General features: G+C 59.1%; 13 protein-coding genes. All 13 read right to left on the minus strand.

Going from position 1 to position 23494, the window contains the following annotated elements:
• Positions 1 to 131: 131 nt before the first annotated feature.
• Positions 132 to 656, minus strand: coding sequence for a single-stranded DNA-binding protein (locus tag Q1A59_RS09930; protein WP_298406358.1), 525 nt, complete (start codon positions 654 to 656; stop codon positions 132 to 134).
• 144 nt (positions 657 to 800) lie between these two features.
• Positions 801 to 1079: an Lrp/AsnC family transcriptional regulator gene (locus Q1A59_RS09935; protein WP_066782481.1), complete on the minus strand. Its 279-nt coding sequence runs from the start codon at positions 1077 to 1079 to the stop codon at positions 801 to 803.
• Positions 1080 to 1152: 73 nt separating this feature from the next.
• A complete protein-coding gene (locus Q1A59_RS09940; protein WP_298490663.1) occupies positions 1153 to 3114 on the minus strand; it encodes a glycosyltransferase family 39 protein in 1962 nt (653 codons plus the stop codon).
• Positions 3115 to 3689: 575 nt separating this feature from the next.
• Entirely contained in the window at positions 3690 to 8192 is a 4503-nt protein-coding gene (gene rpoC / locus Q1A59_RS09945) for a DNA-directed RNA polymerase subunit beta' (protein ID WP_299644926.1), read from the minus strand.
• Between the two features lie 149 nt (positions 8193 to 8341).
• Positions 8342 to 12025, minus strand: coding sequence for a DNA-directed RNA polymerase subunit beta (locus Q1A59_RS09950; RefSeq protein ID WP_299644927.1), 3684 nt, complete (start codon positions 12023 to 12025; stop codon positions 8342 to 8344).
• 496 nt (positions 12026 to 12521) lie between these two features.
• Positions 12522 to 15251, minus strand: coding sequence for a cation-transporting P-type ATPase (locus Q1A59_RS09955; RefSeq protein WP_299644928.1), 2730 nt, complete (start codon positions 15249 to 15251; stop codon positions 12522 to 12524).
• A gap of 625 nt (positions 15252 to 15876) precedes the next feature.
• The gene (locus Q1A59_RS09960; protein WP_366144883.1) at positions 15877 to 16062 is read right to left on the minus strand and encodes a HepT-like ribonuclease domain-containing protein; all 186 of its coding nucleotides are present in this window, start codon (positions 16060 to 16062) and stop codon (positions 15877 to 15879) included.
• Between the two features lie 40 nt (positions 16063 to 16102).
• On the minus strand, positions 16103 to 16333 hold the full coding sequence (locus Q1A59_RS09965) for a nucleotidyltransferase family protein (RefSeq protein WP_298402765.1): 231 nt from the start codon (positions 16331 to 16333) through the stop codon (positions 16103 to 16105).
• Positions 16334 to 16362: 29 nt separating this feature from the next.
• A complete protein-coding gene (locus Q1A59_RS09970) occupies positions 16363 to 17265 on the minus strand; it encodes a type II CAAX prenyl endopeptidase Rce1 family protein (RefSeq protein WP_298402764.1) in 903 nt (300 codons plus the stop codon).
• 351 nt (positions 17266 to 17616) lie between these two features.
• Positions 17617 to 19014 carry a cell wall metabolism sensor histidine kinase WalK gene (locus Q1A59_RS09975; protein WP_299644929.1) on the minus strand — a complete coding sequence of 466 codons (1398 nt, stop codon included), beginning with the start codon at positions 19012 to 19014 and terminating at the stop codon, positions 17617 to 17619.
• A 42-nt stretch (positions 19015 to 19056) separates the two neighbouring features.
• Positions 19057 to 19770: a response regulator transcription factor gene (locus tag Q1A59_RS09980; RefSeq protein ID WP_298402762.1), complete on the minus strand. Its 714-nt coding sequence runs from the start codon at positions 19768 to 19770 to the stop codon at positions 19057 to 19059.
• 63 nt (positions 19771 to 19833) lie between these two features.
• Positions 19834 to 20316 carry a hypothetical protein gene (locus Q1A59_RS09985; protein ID WP_298402761.1) on the minus strand — a complete coding sequence of 161 codons (483 nt, stop codon included), beginning with the start codon at positions 20314 to 20316 and terminating at the stop codon, positions 19834 to 19836.
• A 130-nt stretch (positions 20317 to 20446) separates the two neighbouring features.
• Positions 20447 to 23437, minus strand: coding sequence for an aminotransferase class III-fold pyridoxal phosphate-dependent enzyme (locus Q1A59_RS09990; RefSeq protein ID WP_299644930.1), 2991 nt, complete (start codon positions 23435 to 23437; stop codon positions 20447 to 20449).
• Positions 23438 to 23494: the final 57 nt, after the last annotated feature.

Raw genomic sequence — 23494 nt, forward strand, 5'->3', positions numbered from 1 at the left:
TAGCAACGCTAGCCGTGCAGAGCGCAGCGAGCAAGCGGATAGATATCAGCACAAGGAGGTAAGCGTGGATTGGTCAGGGCGAACCGTAAGGGCAGGCGGGTTTAAAACCCGCCCCCTTCCCGTCTCACCACTTAAAACGGAATATCTTCGTCATCCAGCGGCTGGGGCTGGTTACGGGCAGGCGCACGGTTGGCTGGCGGGCGCGCCGCAGGCGGATTGTTGTTCGCCGAGCGTGGGCTAGCCGGTGGCGGCGTGCGGCGTACCGGCTCGTCAACCGGCTCGTCATAGACCGGTTCAGCATCGGGTACCGGCCCGCGCTCGCCCTTGGCCGAGAGAATAATCATATCTTGCGCAATCACCTCGGTAGTGTAGCGCTCTTGGCCGTCGCGATCCGTCCACTTCCGAGTTTGCAGCCGCCCCTCGATATAAACGCGGGTGCCTTTGGTGAGATACTGATTGCAGATCTCACCCAATTTATCCCACGCCACGATGCGGAACCACTCAGTCTCTTCGTGGGAGTTACCGTCTTTGTCGCGCCACGTGCGGTTGCTCGCCACCCGGAAGGTCGTTACGGCGCTGCCTTGCGCAGTGTAGCGCATTTCCGGATCGGCGCCGAGATGACCCGTCAGTTGCACTTTGTTCAGATCCTTTGCCATCGTAACCCTCCTCGTCACTCGTGTGTCATCGTCCCAACAGTACCGAACCGAGCGAGAGCTTTCCCGCACGTTCTAGAACTATTGTGCGAATTATAACACCCGTTCTGCTGGCCGTCAAGCACATAGATTGCAGCTTGCTAACAATTATGATAAGCCGATGTCAAACCCGGCTTCAAGGTCGCGCCGCGAGTAGCGGCGAAAGGCGAGCACCGTCGTCGTGTGGCGCACTCCCGCAATGCGGGCAATGCCTCCCGGCACCGCCTCGTCGAGCGATTCGTAGTCGTTGACGCGCAACACCGCGATAATATCATAGTCACCCGTGACCGAATAGACTTCGGCAACATTAGGCAGTTCGGCAACCTCTTGGGCGATGTCGCTGATCCGTTGCGGTTCGCAGGTAATGAACACAAACGCTGTCACCATAAGCGCGCTCCTTTGCTCGCTGGCGGTTGTTTAGCTCCATCATACCAGATGAACGCGCCGGCTCAGTAGCATTTCAAAACGGCTCCGGTGGACGTGCGCGCCACAGCATTGGCGTGAGCCAGTACCAGAGCGTGTTGAGCAGTACCAACAGACCGACGATAAGTACGCTCAACCGCCCCCACCATCCTCGTCGCCAGAGTACGTCACAGGCAGCGGCAGCACCAATCGCGATTGCCCAGCCAAGCGCCATCAGGTAGCGCGGGCTATTTGAGATTTGGGTGATAAACGGCAGCGTCGCAAAGATGATCGCAACGACAAAACTCAATGCCATGAGACCGGTAGTGATCTGCCATCCTTGCCAACGGTTGAGCAGCCAAAGACCGCCTAGCGCGAAGGGCAGAGGAAAGAAGCCATAGTGGGCTATCAGACCGGCTTGCCAGAGCGTGCGCCAGAGTGTTTCACGACTGGCCGGTGCTCGTCCGGCGACAGCCGGGAGACCGCCACTGCGCACTCTTTCCAGTTGGTCGAGGAATATCGGTAAGTAGGCACTGTAGAAGAAGACTATCGCTATCAATGCACCGCAACCGATAGCAATTGTTAGCGGCCAACGCACCCGTTGCGCCCACGCTGTGCCACGCCAGCCGGCACCCCAAACGATGGCGATCAACAGGGCAAAGAGTGCGCCACTGCTGAGTAAGAAGCCAAAATGACCGAGAAAGACCATTGCACTGAGCGCAGCGATACCTAGCACCCATTCACGGCTGTATTGTCCAGCTTGCCAGTCTTCCCATGCTCGGATTACACCCCAGATCAGCAATAGATAGAGCGCCTGCGTGATGATGTGCGTATCGAATGACCACCACGTGGTGAGGTAGGTCGCCGCCGTGAAGATGTACACGCCCGCTGCCAACAGCGCCGATCGTGGCGGTAAGACACGGCGGGCAATGACGTAGATGATCAACCCGCTCAAACTATCGGCTAAAGCTGCACCGATCTGTAAGACGAGCGGTGTTTCAACGCCCAGTAGCCGTAGTGGCGCGAGCAGGAAGTAAGCACCCGGTGGATAGGGAAAGTCGATACCACGATTGTTAGAGACGATTGTTATCAATCCACCAAGCGCTTCATGGAATCGGTTGGTGTGAAAGCCGATGTCACCGGGCATACTGGTAGGATAGAAGCGGCCACCGATGCGTGTGGCAAAGGCAATCGCAACCATCGCAGTGAGTGTGCCGTCAATGCCGGCCGGCCATGATTGACCCCGAAGCCATATTTGCACACCAATGGCCAGCGGATAAGTCAGTGCGAGCGCCGCAAAGGCCGCTTCGGCCCCGAAAGCCCAACGGACTGGGTCAAACAGGATGGCAAGACTGAGCGCACCAATTGCCATTGCTAAACTCCAACCGGCCCACCGATCCAAGGTACGTGCGAGAGTCAGCCAGCCAAGCACAACAGCTCCGACCCACCACGCTAATCGATCAACCGCCGGCCACACCCAGCCTTGCGAAACTGTCGCAATGGTGATGTGTGCTAGTGGCAAACCGAGCCAGCGTGGGTCTTGGGGTGGTTGAAAGGTGTCGCTTACGATCCGGATGCGGAGATTGCCATCCGCCGCTGCCGGTACCAGCAGCCATTGCCGACTACCGCTGCGCCTGACCGGTATTTCGGCTAGCAGATGTTCGTTCTGCCACACCTGATATGTTGTTGGTGCTATCGAAACAATACGCTCATCGATCGGCAACCAGTGAAACTCGACGAGTGCCGCCTGTGTTCCAAAACCGGGTAGCGTAATCTTAGAGTTGCCGCCGCTCCAGCGGTAGCTGCCATACAGTCCTTGTTCAGCGGTATTGAAGTCACGCAGAAACGGGAGATCGGTATGACCAATCCCCTCTTCATACCCGACGTCAATCACATATTGGTGAGGTAATTGGGCTGAGAGCAGCGCTGCCGCGAGGAAGCAGGCCAGTGCTATCCAGAGCGCCGGCGCGCGCAATGCGCGCCATTCTTGGGCGATAAAGTTCATAATGACGTGATGCATAAACGGTACGGTTATCGAATACCTTGCCCTATTATGCAAAAAGTTGCAGCCTCGTGACAGGCAATCTGCTATCAGTGTAGCTCATATCGCCTGATGGCTAGGCACACCGCTCATTGCTGCGCCGCGCGTAGGGTCAGAACGGCGCAGCAATCTCCTCCAAGCACGGACGATGGCCGCTCACTCCGTGTCGCTCAGGTGGGAGATTGCTTCGGTTGGGCGGCACCCAACCCGGCTAAGTGCCGCCACCCCTCGCAATAACAGTGGAACTACGCCCTGCTTCCTCTTTGTCATTGCGAGCTGCGCAAAGGGGCACAGCATTGCCATGACCCGCGCGGTGCAACAATCCACCACGCGGGCGAGAGGCCCCCTGCCCGCCTTGGACATCGTCTTGCCGGCTCATCATGACCTTGCAAAACATCGCATCAGCCACAGCCGGAGACCGCTGCGGGCACACCACGCTCTCGCAACGGCAATCGCACACATCTCCTCCCCCGCCAAGTCAGCAAAAAGAGAGAAGGGCGCATGATGTCGCCCTTCCCCTCCGCTGCTACCGCCAATGGCGTCCCACTTCGCGCTTACGACAGCGAATCGCTCTCGCCGTCCTCCGGCTCGTCGTGATCGCCGTCGCCCGACAACAGCTCCTCCAGCCGCGCCCGCAACAGGGCATCGTTGTCGCTTTCCGGCGTCGCGTGACCGTTCTTGTCCGACAATTGGGCGGCGTGCGGCGCTTCCGCCGGCTTCTCTTCGGTCTGCTGCACCTCTTCGAGCATACGCGCCATTTCGCTGATCAGATCCTCGTGCGGACGTTCAAGCCGCTTCTCGATACCGGTACCGGCCGGGATGAGCTTGCCGATAACGACATTCTCTTTCAAGCCGCGCAGGTAATCGACCTTGCCTTGAATCGCAGCATCAGTCAGCACGCGGGTCGTTTCTTGGAACGAGGCCGCCGAAAGGAAGCTGTCAGTGTTGAGCGAGGCCTTGGTAATGCCCAGCAACACTGTTGCCGCCGTCGCCGGATCGCCGCCTTGACTGACGATGTCGTTGTTGAGACGGCGGAACTCGGTGCTGTCGATCAGCTCACCGGGCAGCAGGCCGGTGTCACCCGGCTCTTCGATCCGCACCCGGCGCAGCATCTGGCGCGCAATCACTTCGATGTGCTTGTCGTTGATGTTTACGCCTTGCGAGCGGTAGACCTTCTGCGCCTCGTTGACCAAATAGCGCTGCACCGCCTCGCGGCCCTGCAACTCCAACAGCTCTTGCGGATTCGCACTGCCGTCGGTCAACTGCTGACCAGCCATCACCCGCTCGCCATTTTCTACGCGAATACGAGCATTGTGCGGTACGACCAGCTCGCGTTCCTCGTGGTCTTCCTGACTGACCACAATCCGGTCAGACTGAATGAAGGCTTTGCCCGTGAGGCGAGCAACAATCTGCGCTCCACCCGGCCCTTCGGCGATCACCTGACCTTCATGCACCTCACTCTCGTGCTCGATAGTCGGGGTGAAGCCGCGCCCAAGCGGATACTCGTCAGTGTAGACATCGGTCGAGACAATACGGATCGTGCGTACACCCTCATCGTCACGGATAATCTGCACCACGCCATCGATTTCAGCGAGCAGCGCCTTACCCTTCGGCACGCGAGCCTCGAAGATCTCTTGCACACGGGGCAGACCCTGCGTGATGTCGTCGGCGGAAGCCACACCACCAGTGTGGAAGGTGCGCAACGTGAGCTGGGTGCCCGGCTCGCCGATCGACTGGGCAGCAATGATGCCAACCGCCTCGCCGATTTCGACCAGCTTACCGGTGGCCAGATTGCGCCCGTAGCACAGTCGGCACAGGCCATGCTCGGCTTGGCAAGTCAGCGGCGAGCGCACGAACACCGACTCTTGACCAGAAGCTATGATCGTAGCGGCCAACTCTTCGTCGATTTCAGTGTTGCGATCCGCAATTAGTTCGCCGGTCGTTTTGTGATAGATCGGTGCGGCGAGGATACGACCCAGCATTCGCACTTGCAGCTTCTCCATCAACTCGCTATCGTCGGCGCTGTGGAGCCACAAGCCCTCTTCGGTGCCGCAGTCTTCGATCGTGATAATCACATCTTGCGCCACATCAACCAAGCGGCGAGTGAGATAGCCGGCGTCAGCGGTGCGCAGCGCGGTGTCGGCCAAACCCTTGCGCCCGCCGTGGGTCGAGACGAAGTAGTCGAGCACCGAGAGGCCCTCGCGGAAGTTGGCCTTAATCGGCAGTTCGATGATCCGACCGGTCGGATCAGACATCAAACCGCGCATCCCAGCCATTTGCGAGATCTGGTTGATGTTACCGCGCGCGCCCGAGGTTGACATCATTGCCACCGGGCCGAAGGGGTTGAGATTCTCCTTCACGGCAGCAATCGTCTGCTTGGTCGCCTCTTGCCAGATTCGCACCACCTCTTGGTAGCGTTCCTCTTCGGTGATCAGCCCGCGGCGGAACTGCTTTTCAACATCGGCAACCAGTTGCTCGGCCTCGCGTACAATATCGTACTTCTTGGCCGGCACTTCGATGTCGTCAATACCGATAGTCATACCGCCGAGGGTCGCATAGCGGAAGCCAAGCGCCTTGATCCGGTCGGCCTGCTGCGCCGTCATCTCTGACCCGTAGATGCGGGCCAGCTCTTGCACGTGCTTATTGCCGTGCGAAGCGCGCACCTCATTGAGCTGCTCTTCGCTCAGATTGCGCAGATTGGTGTAGTACTGATAGCAATCGGCGATGATCTCCTTGAGACCCTTCTTGTCGATCAGGCGATTGCGGAATCGTAGCGGCTTTTGCAGCTCGTTGTTGAGCAAGACCCGCCCGATGGTGGTCTCGATCACCATGCGCGGCGTTCCGTCGGCAGCGGGAGGCAGCTCACGCACCGGACGGTCGCTCTTGCCAGAAATAGTGCCATTCATGCGGATCCAGATTGGCGCTTGGATATCGACCAAACCCTTCTCGTAGGCCAACATCGCTTCATCAATTGAGGCAAAACGCTTACCCGATCCCTTCGCACCATCACGCACCATGGTCAGGTAATAGCATCCCAGCACGATGTCCTGCGAGGGGGTGATAATCGGTTCGCCGTGGGCTGGGCTAAGCAGGTTATACTTGCTCAGCATGCGGGTGCGGGCCTCTTCCTGCGCCTTGCGCGAGAGCGGCACGTGTACCGCCATCTGGTCACCGTCGAAGTCAGCGTTAAACGCGGCGCAGACGAGCGGGTGCAGTTGGATGGCCGACCCCTCGATCAACTTGGCTTCAAACGCCTGAATCGAGAGCCGGTGCAGCGACGGCGCGCGGTTGAGCAGCACCAGATAGTCTTTAATCACCTCTTCGAGCGCATCCCAGACCTCAGGACGCACCCGCTCAACGGCGCGCTTGGCGTTCTTGATATTGTGTGCCACACCCCGCTCGACCAGCCGACGCATCACGAACGGCTTAAACAGCTCTAGCGCCATCTTCTTGGGCAGACCGCACTGGTGCAATTGCAGGTTTGGCCCGACCACGATCACCGAGCGGCCCGAATAGTCTACCCGCTTACCGAGCAGGTTTTGGCGGAAGCGGCCCTGCTTGCCCTTCAGCATATCGCTCAGGCTCTTCAGCCGATGCTTCCCTTTGCCACTGACGGCGCGCCCGCGGCGACCATTGTCAATCAACGCATCAACCGCCTCTTGCAACATACGCTTCTCATTGCGCACGATAATTTCAGGCGCATTGAGTTCGATCAGCCGCTTGAGCCGGTTGTTGCGGTTGATCACCCGGCGGTAGAGATCGTTCAGGTCACTGGTGGCAAAGCGACCGCCGTCGAGCTGCACCATCGGGCGCAGGTCGGGCGGAATCACCGGCAGCACGGTGAGGATCATCCACTCTGGGCGATTGCCGCTCTTGCGGAACGCCTCCACCACGCGCAGGCGCTTGGTCGCCTTCTTGCGGCGCTGGCCCTGTGAGGTTTGCACCTCCATTTGCAGTTCCTCAGCCAGCTTTTCGAGATTCACGGTGCGCTCGATCAATTCCCGCACTGCGCCAGCACCCATATCGGCGCGGAACACGCCGGGCGCAATATCGCGCAATTGGCGATACTCGGTCTCGGTGATAATCCGGCCCACTTTGAGATTATCAAGCTGTTCGAGCTTCTCCTTCTCTTCGCGCACGAGGTTATCAAGCTCGCGCTGGAGCCGCTCTTGCAACCGCTCTTGCTCTTGGGTCGCCTCATACGCCTTGCGTTCACGCTCGGCGTCGGTCAGCATCTCGGCATCGGCCAGATCGCGGCGGCGGCGCTCTTCGAGCACTTCCAGCTCTTGCTCAACCAATTCATCGAGCTGGTCGAGGGTATTGTCGTTAATCGGCTCACCCTCTTCGACCACGGTCACGCCACGGAAGATAATATCTTCGTCGGCGAGCGTGCCGCTCATCTCTTCCAACCGCTCGCGCAGTCGCTCGGCCTCGTTCGCGATCTCATCGCGCAACCGGCGGTACTCCTCTTCGATCTGGCGCTGGGTGCTGCGCTGAGCCGTCTCCATCCCGCCAAGGTCTTGGGTGAGCTGCGTGCTCAGTTCGATCCGCTTCTCTTCAGCTTGGCGCTGAATCTTCTCGCGGCGAGCGGCGTACTCCTCCTGAATCATCTCGCGCGCCACCTGCAACATGTCCTCTTTCACCTCGACAATGATGTACGAGGCAAAATAGAGCACGCGCTCGAGATTGCGCGGCGAGATGTCAAGCAACAGGCCGAGCCGTGACGGAGTGCCTTTGACAAACCAGATGTGGCTGACCGGCGAGGCCAGACTAATATGACCCATACGCTCACGGCGCACCTTAGCCCGCGTCACCTCGACGCCGCACTTATCGCAGACAACGCCCTTATAGCGCACGCGCTTGTACTTGCCGCAGAAGCACTCCCAGTCTTTGGTTGGGCCAAAGATGCGTTCGCAGAACAAGCCGTCGCGCTCAGGCTTGAGCGTGCGGTAATTGATCGTTTCAGGCTTGGTGACTTCGCCATGCGACCACGATCGGATATCCTCAGGCGAGGCGAGACTGATCCGAATGGCGTTGAAGTCGTTAATTTCCAGCATGTGGGCTTACTCCTGTAGCGGAAGCGTACCGCCAGACTCCACGCGCCCAGCGCGGCTAGCCCGCGTTGGCGCAGCTATTGGGTCAGATCCGTTTTGTTCGGCGTAGCCGGGCAACGGGATGTACCGTCGCCCGGATGAGGATTGAGTGGTTAGAACTCGCCGCGCTCCATGCCGCTCAGGTTGATGCCTTCGAGCGCGCCGATGTCGCTGTCGAGGTCATCGCTCAGCTCAACCGGCTTCTCATCGGCGCTCAACACCTCGACGCTGAGACCAAGGCTTTGCAGCTCCTTGATCAGCACCTTGAAGCTTTCGGGCACGCCAGCCTCTTGGATCGGCTCGCCCTTCACGATCGCCTCGTAGGTCTTGACGCGGCCAACCACATCGTCGGACTTCACTGTCAACATCTCTTGCAAGGTGTAGGCCGCCCCGTATGCCTCCAGCGCCCAGACTTCCATTTCACCGAAACGCTGGCCGCCAAACTGGGCCTTACCGCCGAGCGGTTGCTGAGTCACGAGGCTGTAGGGGCCGGTCGAACGGGCATGGATCTTATCTTCGACAAGGTGGGCCAGCTTAAGCATATACGCGTAGCCGACCGTCACCGGATGATCGAACTTCTCGCCGGTGCGTCCATCGTAGAGCGTCACCTTACCGTCGGCAGGCAACCCGGCCTGCACCAGCAGATCTTTGATCTGATCCTCGTGCGCACCATCGAACACCGGCGTGGCGACCCGAAAGCCGAGGCGAGCAGCGGCCCAACCAAGGTGGGTTTCAAGAATCTGGCCGATATTCATACGCGACGGCACACCAATCGGGTTGAGAATGATGTCCACCGGGCGGCCATCAGGCAAGAAGGGCATATCCTCGATTGGCAGCACCCGCGACACTACACCCTTATTGCCGTGGCGACCGGCCATCTTGTCGCCGGCGCTGATCTTGCGCTTCTGGCAGAGCAGCACGCGCACGGTCTGATTGACGCCGACCGGCAGTTCAGCGCCTTCGCTACGCGAGAAGACCTTGACATCGATCACCTTGCCGCGCACACCGTTAGGCACGCGCAATGAACTATCCTTCACCTCGCGCGCCTTCTCGCCGAAGATTGCACGCAGCAAACGCTCCTCAGCCGTCAGGTCAGTCTCACCTTTCGGGGTAATCTTGCCAACCAGAATATCGTTGGGCTGCACCTCGGCACCGATGTAGATAATACCGCGCTCATCGAGATTGCGCAGGCTCTCTTGGCCAACGTTAGGAATATCGCGAGTAATCTCTTCAGGGCCAAGCTTGGTATCGCGCGCCTCCACCTCGTACTTCTCGATATGGATCGAGGTGAAGATATCTTCGCGCACCAGCCGCTCGCTGACAAGGATCGCGTCCTCGAAGTTACCGCCTTCCCACGGCATGTAGGCGACCAACACATTCTGGCCGAGGGCTAGTTCTCCTTGATCGGTGCTCGAGCTATCGGCGATCACCTCGCCGGCCCGCACCCGCTGCCCGCGCACCACTGCCGGACGCTGGTTAATGCAGGTATCTTGGTTGCTGCGCATGAACTTGCGCAAGCGATACTCGGTCTGCGTGCCGTCATCCTCTTCCACCACGATCCGGCTGCTGGTGGCGCTGACCACGACGCCATCGCGGCGCGCGACCACTACCTGACCGCTATCGCGGGCAGCGCGATACTCCATACCGGTGCCGACGATCGGCGCGTCGGGCCGCAGCAACGGCACCGCCTGCCGCTGCATGTTCGACCCCATCAGCGCGCGGTTGGCGTCATCGTGCTCAAGGAAGGGGATGAGCGAGGTCGAGACGCTTACCACCTGCTTAGGCGACACGTCCATATAGTCCACCCGCTCAACCCGCTCGGTGACGAAATCCTCGCCAAAGCGGCACGAGACGGTTGTTTCGAGGAAGCGGTTATGTTCGTCGAGCGGTGCGTTGGCCTGCACAATCACAAAGCGGTCTTCTTCATCGGCGCTGAGGTAATCGACCTCTTGCGACACCACCGGGCGAATCTTGATATGCTTGATCGGTAATGCGACGATCCGCTCGGCCAAGGCACGGTTAATCTCGGTGCCAGCCTCGGCGATCACCTCATCGGTATCGGGATCGACAATATCCTCGCGCAGAATCTGGCCACGCAACAAACCGATCGTAATCTGGCGGGCAATCTGGTCATCAACCCGCGTACCCTTCGCCGCAATCAGCTCACCGGTGCGCAGATCGCGCACATCGCGGAGCAGAATCCCCTTTTCTTTCCAGACTTGCACGTTATCAACGCTGTTATACACCTTGCGGTATGGCGTCTCAAGGAAGCCCATCTCGTTGACGCGGGCGAAGGTGGACATCGTGCCAATCAGACCGATGTTCGGCCCTTCCGGCGTTTCAACCGGGCAGATGCGGCCATAGTGCGAGTGATGCACGTCGCGCACTTCAAAGCCGGCCCGATCACGCGAAAGACCACCGGGGCCGAGAGCTGAGAGACGGCGCTTATTGGTCAACTCAGCGAGCGGATTCGTCTGATCCATAAACTGGCTCAACTGCGACCCGCCAAAGAACTCGCGCATCGCCGCCACCACCGGACGAATGTTGATCAAACCATTCGGAGTCGCACTAGCCGGCTCTTGCAACGACATGCGCTCCTTAACAACCCGTTCGAGGCGGAGCAGACCAACGCGGAACTGCTGCTGGATCAACTCGCCGACGGTGCGTACCCGCCGATTACCGAGGTGGTCAATGTCGTCAGGACGACCGTGGCCATTGTTCAGCAGAATGATCTGCTCGACAATGCGGAAGATATCGCGCGGCAGCAGCACCCGCACGCTCAGATCGGGCGCCTTCGCGCTATCGCGGCGGGCATCGCGCTCCCAGAGGTTCTTGTTCAACTTATAGCGGCCCACCTTCGCCAGATCGTAGCGACGCGGGCTAAACAGCAACGACTCGATCAGCGAACGCGCATTCTCAAGCGTCGGCGGATCACCGGGGCGCAAGCGCTTGTACAGCTCAAGCAGCGCCTCTTTCGCATTGCGCGACGGATCTTTATCGAGCGTCGCCTGAATATATGGGTGCTCGGCCACCGTGTCAATGTGGCGGAACAGCTCGATCAACTGGTCGTTGTGGCCATACTTGTCCAACTCGTTGTCTGGCGCCCAGCGCCCGCTGCCATCTTCTTCGGCCAACCATGCACTAATCGCGCGCAGCAGAATCGTGACCGGAATCTTGCGCTTGCGATCAACCTTGACGCTAATCACATCGCGCTTGTTGGTCTCGAATTCCAGCCATGCGCCGCGGTTCGGGATCAGCTTGGCCGTATGCAACGAACGTCCGCTGGTCGGATCCTTCTCATCTTTGAAATAGACGCCGGGCGAGCGGATCAACTGCGACACCACCACCCGTTCGGCCCCATTATAGACAAAGGTGCCATTGTCGGTCATCATCGGGAAGTCACCGAGAAAGATCTCTGACTCCTTAATTTCCCCGGTGGTGAGAATGCGCAATTCCACCCGTACCCGCAATGGCGCGGCATAGGTCAGATCACGTTCGCGGCACTCGAACTCGTCGTAACGCGGCTCGCCGAAGGTGTAGTCGCGAAAATGAAGCTCAAGGTTCTTACCGGTAAAGTCGGTAATCGGCGAGATCTCGTCGAAGAGTTCACGTAGCCCCTCGCGTTTAAACCACTCAAAACTCTTGAGTTGGGTTTCGATCAGCAACGGCAGATCGATCGTGTCCTTAATCCGGGCAAACGAACGACGTTCAATCCGGCGCGACCGGCGACCATCGGCGCCCGGGTCGATCGGGGCGATCAGCGGCTGAAGGACCACGCTCTCAATCAACGGGGGCATACGCACCTCTCTTCTATCACTTGCGGTTATGCTATCGGCGCTCCGTGGCAACCAGTTTCGTCAAAAAAACAGAAACAGCCGACCTGCCGCTCTCCCTTCAGCGGGTTACCGGCAGACTGGCACACTTCTCGTTCGCTGTTCAATATTCGTTACGCCCCGCACGGGGACTTCCTGCTATCGTGTTACTCACGCTTGTCGGCGCGCATCTTATAGATCGCGAAAGACAATGATACCACGTACTTACGAAAAGATCAAGGAGGTTTTTAGGCGAGTCTGTACCTTGTTGTAGGTAGTATACCATGAGTAGAGAGATTTGGCCCTCACCCCCACCCCCGCTCCCACTGGCTAGGCAACGGCGGGCAACGCACTGGCCGCAGAGGCTTTAACCGCACAGGCACCAAGTGTGCACCGGCCGCAGAGGGTTTTTGGGTTACCATTCAGCCCCTCTCTCACTGACGAGGGAGAGGGGGCCGGGGGGCAAGGGCCTGCCTTATGCTCACGCCAACGCCGGCTGGCGGCGACTGGCGTATTGCCGGCGCAGCCATTTCTCAAGCTCGATCAGGAGGTAACCGATCAAGGCCATCGTGATAATCTTCCCCCAAGCTTCGAGGCTGATCGGCGCGCTATACATAATCTGGTTCATCCACGGTAGATACGTGAAGGATAGTTGCAAGAGGATCATCACCCCAACCCCAACAAACAGCCAACGGTTGCTGAACACGCCAATCTGGAACATTGAATGGGTAAGTGAGCGGCAGTTCAGGAGGTAGCATAGCTCAATCATCACAATCACATTCACCGCCACCGTGCGCGCTTCGGCGAGGCTGGCGCCGGCTTGCAATTCCCATTCAAATAGCGTGAAGGCGCTGATGACGATCAGTAACCCGACCGCTAATGTGCGCCAGAGTAAGGTGCTGTCGAGGATTGGAGCATCAACCTTGCGCGGCGGACGTTGCATGATCCCCGGTTCTTTGCGCTCAGCCGCCAGCACCATGCCTAGCGCGGCAACCGTAGCCATATTCACCCACAAGATTTGCACCGGCAAGACGGGCAAGACCGATCCGATCAGGATGGCGGCCAGAATGACTAACCCTTCGCCGACGTTGGTAGGCAGCGTCCACGCAATGATTTTGGTCAAGTTATCGAACACGCCGCGCCCCTCTTCCACTGCCGCTTCGATGGTGGCGAAGTTGTCGTCGGTCAGTACCATATCCGCCGCCTCACGCGCGACATCGGTACCCATCAAGCCCATCGCAATGCCAATATCGGCCTGTTTGAGCGCCGGCGCATCGTTGACGCCATCGCCGGTCATTGCCACAATATGGCCACGCGCTTGCAGCGCTTGTACCAGTCGCAACTTCTGTTCAGGAGTAACCCGAGCAAAGACGGTGGTATGTTCGGCAGCGTCAATCAACTCTTTATCATTCAACACCTCTATGTCGCGTCCGGTCAATACCGACGGCTTACGACCTCGATCGAGACCGATCTGCTCGGCAATCACCGCCGCAGTGAGCGCATGATCGCCGGTAATCATCTTCACCCGGATGCCGGCCTCTTGGCAGGCCCGCACAGCAGTGATCGCTTCAGGACGGGGCGGATCAACCATGCCTTGCAGACCGAGGAAGGTTAACCCGCTCATCACATCGTGATGCGAGATCGAGTCAGTGCCGGGGGGCGGGCACCCGCGAGCAAACGCCAACACACGCAATCCTTGCCCGGCCAAGGCTTCAGCAGCGCGATGGATAGCGGCGGTGTCACATGGCACACAATGACCGTTCCTATCGAGCATCGTCGTGCAGCGGGCCACGATCGCCTCGACTGACCCTTTCACGTAGACGACCCGCTCGCGAGCGGGGCCGGCATCGTGCAGTGTCGCCATATACTGATGTTCCGACTCAAAGGGGATGCTGTCGAGCCGCGGTAGCCATTGCTCTTGGTGAAGGCCAGCTTTGTAGGCGACGACTAGTAGCGCACCTTCAGTCGGATCACCACGCACATCCCAACGGCCATCTTGCTCGATCAGTTCACTATCGTTGCAGAGCAGACCGGCGCGTAGGCATTCCGCCAACGCCGGATGCTCCGCCACTGCCACCGGCGCACCGTGAAGCGTGATTTCACCGTCTGGTTGGTAGCCTGAGCCGGTAGTGGCGAATGTTTCACCACCAGCGATAATCTGCTGCACCGTCATTTGGTTCTGAGTCAGCGTGCCGGTCTTGTCCGAACAGATCACCGTCGTGCTGCCCAGCGTCTCAACTGCCGGCAGCTTGCGAATGATCGCCTGCCGACGCGCCATGCGCACCACGCCGATTGCAAGTGTCACCGTGACCGCAGCGGGCAACCCTTCAGGGATGGCACTCACTGCCAGCGCAATCGCGGCAATCAAGGTGTCGATCAACGGCTGCCCGCGCATAAAGCCGATCACTATCGTCATCGCGGCGAAGCCGAGGATCACAAAGAGGAGCAATCGGCTAAACTCGGCGATCTTGCGGGTAAGCGGGGTTTGCAGATCGTGCGCGGTAGCGATGAGTTGCGAGATGCGACCTACTTCGGTTTGATTGCCGGTCGCGACCACAATCCCCATCCCTTGCCCATACGTCACCAAGGTTGAGGCATAAGCCATCGTCACCCGATCGGCCAGTGCGGTATCAGCTTCGAGGGCAGCATGGGCATCTTTGCTCACCGGCACCGACTCGCCGGTCAGCGCCGCTTCAGCAATCTGCAAATCGCGGGTATGGATGAGGCGCAGATCGGCAGGCACACGATCGCCGCTATGCAAGATCACGAGATCGCCGGGAACCAGCTCGGCGGCAGAGATGCGCATCGTCTTGCCATCGCGCACCACTGTGGCTTCCATCTTCATCGCGCGGGCCAATGCCTCGATCGCCTTTTCAGCCCGGCTTTCTTGAATGTAGCCGAGAATGACGTTCACAAGCACCGCACCAAAGATAATCGCGGCGTCAACCGGGTCTTTGAGCCACAGCGTGATCACGCTAGCAACCAGCAAAATGTAGAGCAGCGGATTATGAAACTGCAACAGAAAACGCATCAACGGACTTTTGCCGCCTTTGGCCGTGATCACGTTCGGTCCGTACTGTTTGAGCCGACGGGCTGCTTCGTCAGCGCTAAGACCGTGGCGATCGTGGCTGGCCAGCGTTGCCATCACATATTCTGGCGACTCGCTGTGCCACAGTTGGTTGGGAGTGACGTGAGTCGGTGGAGCAACCATGCCTTCTCCTTTCTCCAACAGATGGTTAAGAAGCAAGACTGCTCAATACCTAACCAGTCAACCGTTTACCGGAAAGCATTGACAGAGACTGTCCCAGCGCTTTGAACAGCGCCGAAAGCAAGAAGGAGCTTGCTTTCAGTATATACCGCAAGCTGATGCGGTATCATTGAGATTGCGTTATCGTTGGGTAACTGGGGACGGAGGGAGTTGGCGATGCTCTTGGGATTGTGATGAACAGTGAGCAGTCAAGTGGCGATTGCCGATACTGTGGGTTATCACTCCGGGATACCCTGACAATGTGGAGTATAGCAGTTTGACTGCCGCACTCCGCGCGAGCAAAGGCATGGACCATACCTGCCAATACGATCAATCTTCGCCATCGGGCCGGGTAGGTCAGCTATGCAATAGGGATGCCATAACGTCAACTGGAACAAAACGTTCTTGGCCGAGTATAAATACGCTGTCACAACAGGAGCCATAGGAAAGCGCGCATCAGCGTTCCATCGTCATGCAAGACTGATTGTGATCGCACATATCACGCATGATAGCGGTGATCGCTGTTTCTAGGACTGTTCGGTTTTGGGTTGCGGTCAGCTATACCGCAGCAAGATCCACGCTGAAATATTTAGATAAGTTTATCTCGCATGCCGGCAATATCTTTCCAAGGAACGTGCGGATAGCGGCCGCGTAGCTCGGGTGTAACATATTTCGCCGCTTCCTCGATAATTTCGAGCTGGCGAATGACACTATCTTGAACGAACGGCTGAGCCAAGCATACCGCTTCATCAAGTTGGGCGATGTAGCTTTCCACTTTAGCGATCGCATCAAGAACATGCTAAAGATAGATGGCATCATTGCGCTTCATACACTACCTGAAGGTCGCGCAACACCGCAGAGCGAAGATACGGATGCAATGACTGCTCGGTCACAAGATCGACCGGCGTTCCTAACGCTGCGGCAAGCTGCCATTCGAGGCCGACTAACGTCAGCAAACTCTTCGGTTTGGCAAAACGAACCAGCACATCAATATCACTGCTAGATGTAGCCTCGCCACGCGCAGTCGAACCGAAAACGCCAATCATAATGGCATCGTTCACCCGGCAAATATCGATCAGATGTCGCTTAACTTGCCGGCTGTTACGCCTACATAGCATGTGAGCGTGGGCCTACTCTTGTGTTTCCATGGAGGATCAAACACCTCGCACGTAGGCAATCCCACTCTCACCCCTGCCAGCGCACCCGTTCGCGCCGCGCCAGATGGGCCGGCCCCGTGACAATGGTGATGGCTAGGGCGATCAGGATCTGCGCCACGGCTAAGGCCACAATCGACCCACCGATCGCCGTTACAGCCGTATTGAACGCGATGTGAAACAGCGTCACCGGCAAGAGGCTGCCGGCGGTACCGTTGTAGAGCCACGTATAGATCACTGCACCGGAAATAGTACCTGCCAACCATGGAAAAAACGGGTAATTCGCCATCGGATTGCCGATCCAAAAAAATTGGCAAATGCCATAGCCCCCATAATCCACCAACGATCACGGTGGCTGCCAGCGCATTGTAGCGTTGCTGCCAGTGCGGTAAGGCAAACCCGCGCCAGCCAACCTCTTCCCACGGATTAGCCAACAGCGAGCTAATCAGCGCAGCGATGACCACCGCGACCCGTTCGTCTTGCGGTGCCAGCAGATCGTCCGGCCAACCTAACAGCGCGGCAAACGTCCTTGCCAACCCTGCGATCATCAGCGGCCCGCCAACCGCCGCCAGATACCAGATCGGCGCGACCCGCCATTGAAGCAAGGCCGCAAACAGCGCATTGGCCTGCGCCGTGCCATAGCTGCGCCGCGCCACCACACCGGCAGCCAGCGCCGGCGCCACCGCGGGCAAGATCAGCAGCACCTGCCAGACCGGCGCCGTAAAGGGCGTAATCCCGCGCGATCTGAGCGCCGCCGGGAGCCAACCCAGCCATGCAAGGCCAAAGGCGAGCAAGTAAAAGCGGAGGAGAGGAGAGGCGGTCATAGGGTGTATTGCTCAGCAATCAGATACCATTTCAAGCCATCGCAAGCGGGAATCAATCCCCGCCACAGGTTTATGATCATTGTGCGAGGAACGCTCTTGCTGTCATTGTGAGGGGCACAGCCCCCGAAACAATCTCTCGTTTCGGCGAGAATGACCACTGTATGAAAATATCACTCCAACGATGTCCTAAAGATACTCGATAACTCCTTGGCCGGCAAGAACGATGCGTGGCACGCTTTTGCTCTCCATCAAGTAATCGCCGCGCTATCGTGAGAGATGACTTCGCTCCGGGGCAGGGCTGCGCGCTGACCCTACCGCTCGCTATGACAGCGAAACGCAGGAATCACCGCATCAGGGTTGCGCATTGACGATCACCGGTTGGTTTACGGTCATCACGGACGGTGCAAACCCCGCCGGCAGCCGGAAACGCACCGTCGTGCCGCGCCCTAGCTCGCTTTCGGCCCAAATTTGACCACCGTGTGCTTCAACCAAGCGGCGAGCAATCGCCAGCCCTAACCCTGCGCCGCCGCTGCTGCGCGTGCGCGCCCGATCGGCACGGTAGAAGCGGTCGAAGATGTGCGGCAAGTCAGCGGGATTAATACCCGGGCCAGTATCGGTCACGCTGAAGACGATGCCATCCGGATCGGCGGCAACGGTCACGCGCACCACACCGCCAGCAGGGGTATGGCGCAACGCGTTGCTGATCAAGTTGCCTAAGACTTGTGCGATCCGTTGGGGATCAACTTCAATATCGGGCAAGCCATCGGCTGACCCAGCAGAGAGTTGGATCGCGCGCTCGGCGGCGCTCTGCGCGAATGAGCGTACCGCTTCGTTCACCAGCATCGTCGGCGCGACCGTTTCGCGGTAGAGCGGCAATTGGCCGGCATCAGCCAGCGCCAGCAGGTGCAGATCATTGATCAACCGTTCGAGCAGGGCAACTTCGGCCAGTAACGCTTCGATCTGCCCGGCGTCAGCCTCATACACTCCATCTTGAATGCCCTCTAACTGGCCTTTGATGATCGACAGCGGCGTGCGCAACTCGTGGGCAATGTCAGCAGTGAGTTGGCGGCGTTGCTGGTCGGCCTGCTGCAAAGCGGCAGCCATGCGGTTGAAACTCTCGGCCAATTCAGCTAATTCGCGCACATTGGCCGGTTTCACTCGGCTGCTATGGTCACCATCGGCAATCGCGTGCGCAGCGGCGCTGATCTGGCGCAATGGCGCGCTAATCCGGCGCGAGAAGATGGCAGCAATGGCAAGCAAGACGATCATCAGGCCGGTGCCAGCGCCGAACACTCCCCATAAAAGTGGCCGGCGATTGAGCTGACCAACCGGAAATGCCTCGTCGGTATCGAGCACTGAAATGACCAGCGTGCCAACCTGTTGACGATTAGCCACAATTGGAATACGTCGCACGGCTTCGTTACCGCGCACGATGAGAGGACGACGCTGCCCAGCGACTACGCGACCTTTTGTATCAAGCAGCGAAACGGCACCATCGATACCGCCAAACCCTTGGGGAAGCGGACCTAGTCGCTGTTCGACCTTGTGCCACGAGCCGGTGCGTTGATAGTAGGCAGCCAACTGCATTGCAAGGTCTCGCGCCGCTATATCAGCCTCCATCCAACGGATTTGCTCTGGCTCGTTCCAGCGCGTTACGATCCAGAACGAAGCCACCATACCGCTGATACCAAGCACGATGACTAGTGCAAAGGCGGTGAGCATAAGATTGAAAATGCGCGGCGGACGCATACGGAACCTTATTGATCAATACCAAGACATGCCAATGCTTGATTATCGGCCTTCACGTTCATCGTTCTCGGCAAACTTATACCCAACGCCGTAGACCGTCAAAATCAGGCGCGGCGGGCCATTCGGATCAGGCTCGATCTTGCGACGCAGATTTTTGATGTGGGCGTCGATGGTGCGGTCAAAACCGGTGTAATCGGTATCGTACACCCGATCGAGCAGTTGGGCCCGGGTGAAGGGCCGGCCCGGCGCGCTGGCCAATACCGCCAGCAGGTCGAATTCGGTCGCGGTTAGTTCGATGGTCTCGCCGTCACGGCGCACCGTGCGCCGTTCGAGATCGATCACCAACCCGCCGGTTTGAAGGATATTGGCCGGCTGCAATGCCCCCTCACTGCGGCGCAGCACCGCGCGCACACGGGCGACCAGCTCACGTGGACTAAACGGTTTCGTGATGTAGTCATCAGCACCCAATTCTAGCCCAATCAGGCGATCAGTCTCTTCGACGCGCGCCGTGAGCATGATGATCGGCAACCGGCACGTGAGTGAGTCTTGCCGTAATGCCCGTGTGACATCCAACCCGTCCATACCGGGCAACATCAGATCAAGCACGATCAGCGCCGGGCGTTCTTGGCGGGCCAGCCGCAACGCAGTTGGCCCGTCGCCGGCGCTGATCACCTGAAACCCGGCCCGTTCGAGGTAATCGCGGGCAATTTTGACGATACCGGGTTCATCATCGACGACCAAAATCGTGCGTGCCATAGATCTGCCCGAGTTGCCATCAAGCGCGGCAGAGCCGCACGGACGTGCGGCTCTCAACATTATTTATTCGACGCGCGGGTCGTGACCGGCGGGGGTTAACGGCGGCGCAGGTGGCGCGGGCGGCGCGGGTGGCGTTTGGCGTTGGCGGAAGATACGGATGCCCAGCCAGATCAGCAAAGCTAGCGCCGCGAGCTTCAGCAGCCCATCAATCAGACCAAGCAAGCCGCTGAACCATCCCTTCCCACCTAGCATACCGGGCATTCGGTCACCCCACATCACGGGTGGCATCACCTGCCCCCGCTCACCCCATGTGCGCTCGCGCCGGGCGGGAGGGGTAAATGGAGGGGTAAATTGGCCACGCTCTTCCCGGCCCTGCCAGCCGGGAGGGAGATTTGGAATCGTCGGTAGATTGGCCCCCGCCGACGTTGCCCACATCGTCCACATTGCTCGTTGACTCATCGCGATGCTGCTCAAGGCAACCACGAGCGCTATCAACGAGATGCCTAGCGCCAGCCATGCCGGCCAGTTCACTCTTCGTTGTTCCATACGCTTCACTCCTGTATTGTGACTGGGTTGTATGATACCAGTTTCACCATCAAGATAGCCGGCAATTGTGAAGATGGTGTGAATGTGGCGTGGAGAATCTTGCACGCACGGTCGTGTTGCGGCAGAGCGATCAAGCGGATTGCCGCGCAAGAAAACTCTCGCCAAGAATAGCTTCTAACCGTTCGAGGAAAATGGTGAGTGCGGCGCGATCAAAGGTCAACGGCGGTCGAATCTTCAACACATTATCGAATGGGCCTTCGGTGCCGATCAGAATCCGTTCGGCGCGCAGGCGCTCTTTGAGATAACTGGCCGCTGCGGTGGCCGGCGCGCGGGTGGCCCGATCCGTCACTAATTCCACGCCAATAAATAAGCCCATCCCCCGCACATCGCCAATGATGGCATAGCGTTGTTGCAGGTCGCGCAATCCGGTCAACAGCTCGGCGCCGATCCGAGCGGTGTGAGCCATCAATCCTTCGTCGTCAATGATCCGCAGCACTTCGCGCCCGATCACGCACGACAGCGTGCTGCCGCCAAAGGTCGAGAAAAATTCGAGTCCATTGTCGAAGGCACGGGCAATCTCGGCAGTAGTGATGACCGCACCGATCGGATAGCCGTTGCCGAGCGGTTTGCCCAGCACTACGATGTCGGGCACGATGCCTTGGGTCTCGAAGGCCCAGTAGTGCGTCCCTAACCGGCCCAACCCGGTCTGCACTTCGTCGGCGATACAGACACCACCGGCGGCATGGATGCGACGATAGACCGCCGCCAGATAGCCGGGTGGCGGGATGATTTGCCCGGCCACACTGGGAAACGTCTCGGCGATGAAACCGGCCAGTCGGCCACCACGTGCCGCGATCCGTTCGAGCGCCGCGTCAACGGCAGCAGCGTACCGTTCGCCATCGTCGCCGTAAGGGCCACGATACGGGTCGGGTGCAGGAACAACTTGTACCCAATCAGGTCTACCGCTGCCGGCAGGATGGTTGAACTTGTAGGCTGAGATGTCGATTGCGCCGGTGGTGTGGCCATGGTAGCCATGATCAATCGTGATCATATCACGTCCGCCGGTAGCGGCCCGTGCCAGCCGCAACGCCAGCTCGTTAGCTTCCGAGCCAGAATTGACGAAGAAGCAGACGCTCAACGAGGGCGGCAGTTTGGCTAACAGTTCGTGAGCGAAAGCGATCTGGGCCGGGTGCAGATAGCGCGTGTTCGTGTTGAGCATCTGCAACTGCTGCGCCGCGATGGCCTGAATGCGTGGATGGGCATGTCCGACATGGGGAACGTTGTTGTAGGCGTCGAGATACGCCCTCCCCCATTCGTCGAACAGATAGTGCCGCCAGCCCCGCAACAGCGTACACGGCTCGGCGTAACTGAGGCGTAGGTTGCCGGCGAAATGGTGGCGACGCTCGCGCAGCAGGTCGACGGTATCGAGCGGACGGTAGGCAACGTAGGCGTCAGACAGATTGAGCAGCGCCGCTGGATTGGGGCACACTGCCTGCCACCAGTCCCCTTCTTCCGGGGCGGCCACGCCGGGCCAGTGGCTGGCCAACGCACCATAGTGCAAGATGAGTTGGAAATGGAGGTGAGGCTGCCAGCCACCGTTGTTGGCGCTGCTGCCGAGTGCGGCAAAGAGTTGGCCGGCTGCTAGTGCTTGACCAACCTTTAACTTGCGCATACATATCGGATCGAGATGACCGTACAGCGTGTAGAAATGGTCACCTTCCGGTGTCTGATGCTGCAACACCACCATCCCGCCATAGTCGAGCGGCGCAGTGCGATGCTCAAGCGCAACGATCACCCCATCGAGCGGCGCGCAAACCGGTGTACCGGGGGGCGCGAACAGATCGACTCCGAGGTGAATGGTACGCCGTTCGGCCAGCGGCGATAATTCGGCAAAAAACTCTGGCGCCGTGTAGATCAAGCGTGGTTCACCGTATCGACCGATCTGCACCGGGTTATCTGTGGCACTGGCTAACGCCATCACTTCCGTCGCACTCAACCCAAAAGGATCGCGCGGCAACGGCGTTTCACCGGCAGCGAGGCTCACTACCGGCGCATCACCGATCTCACGACCAAGCACTGGCGCAAAACGGCCACGCTGCGCATGTAACCAAGCCACTACTCGTGCCGCTGCATCGCTGATCGGCAACCCACAAGCAGCACGGAGCCGAGCAGCAACCAGTGCGGCATCCATCGCAGCAGTAGCTCTCAGCAAGCGCCACGCCGGTGCTTCCGAAATGGTCACGTATTCATCGTCAGGTCGCTGCTGTTTCATCAGCGCTGCATTGATCACACTGACTGTGAGCCGAGTGCGCACCAACGGCCAGATCAGATCAATCTCAGCGGCGCCGAGCGGCCAGACCGCATGATAACCGGTGACAATCTCGCTGAGCGCACGCAGCGGATTGGGTTGGTCGAGAATAGCATACGCGGCGGCGATCGCTACTTCGCACACGCGCGGCGCAGCGCAGAGATCGCCAAAATCGAGCAGACCGCTGATGGCAAACTGGCCGCGCCCATCCGCCGTCACCAGCAGGTTGTAGTCGTTGAGATCGTTGTGGATCGGGGTATGCGGCAACGCTAGCAAGGCCGGGCGAATCTGATTGTAAGCGGCCAGCGCCGCGGCGGCAAGCTGGCGCTGCTCGGCATCAGCAATCGCCGCTAACTCCGTCGTCGCCCACTCTGCCTGCAACAGATTCCACTTCAACGGGCGATCGAGCAGGGGGTGGGCAAAACCGGCCAGCGCCTGATCGAGCCGGGCGGCTTGACGGCCTACGTCAGCGCGCAACGCTGCGGTGTGTGGGCGAAAGGTGGCATACAGTTCACCGGGCACAGCCGTGATTAACCAGACCAACCGGCCCGCTTCAACCACGAATGGCTCGCCACCAGTCGAGCGCACTAATCGCGGCACCGGCAGCTCAGGCGCCATACGGCACAGATGCTCTAGCGCCGCGCATTGCATCTCCACTAGCGCCGGATCGCAATCCGGTCGCATCACTTTCAGCACATACTGAGCGCCGTCAGTGGCAGTGACAAGGAAATTCAGGTCATATTCGCCCGGTAATGGCGCGAGGGCGCCGTGAAGGTCATAATGGCGAGCGAGGGCGGTTTGCCATAGCATCATGCGTGCTCCGTATTATCAATAACACAGCGATCATACCATAGGAGCACCGGCCCAAAC

The organism is uncultured Chloroflexus sp., from assembly GCF_937951745.1.
Classification (GTDB): Bacteria; Chloroflexota; Chloroflexia; order Chloroflexales; family Chloroflexaceae; genus Chloroflexus.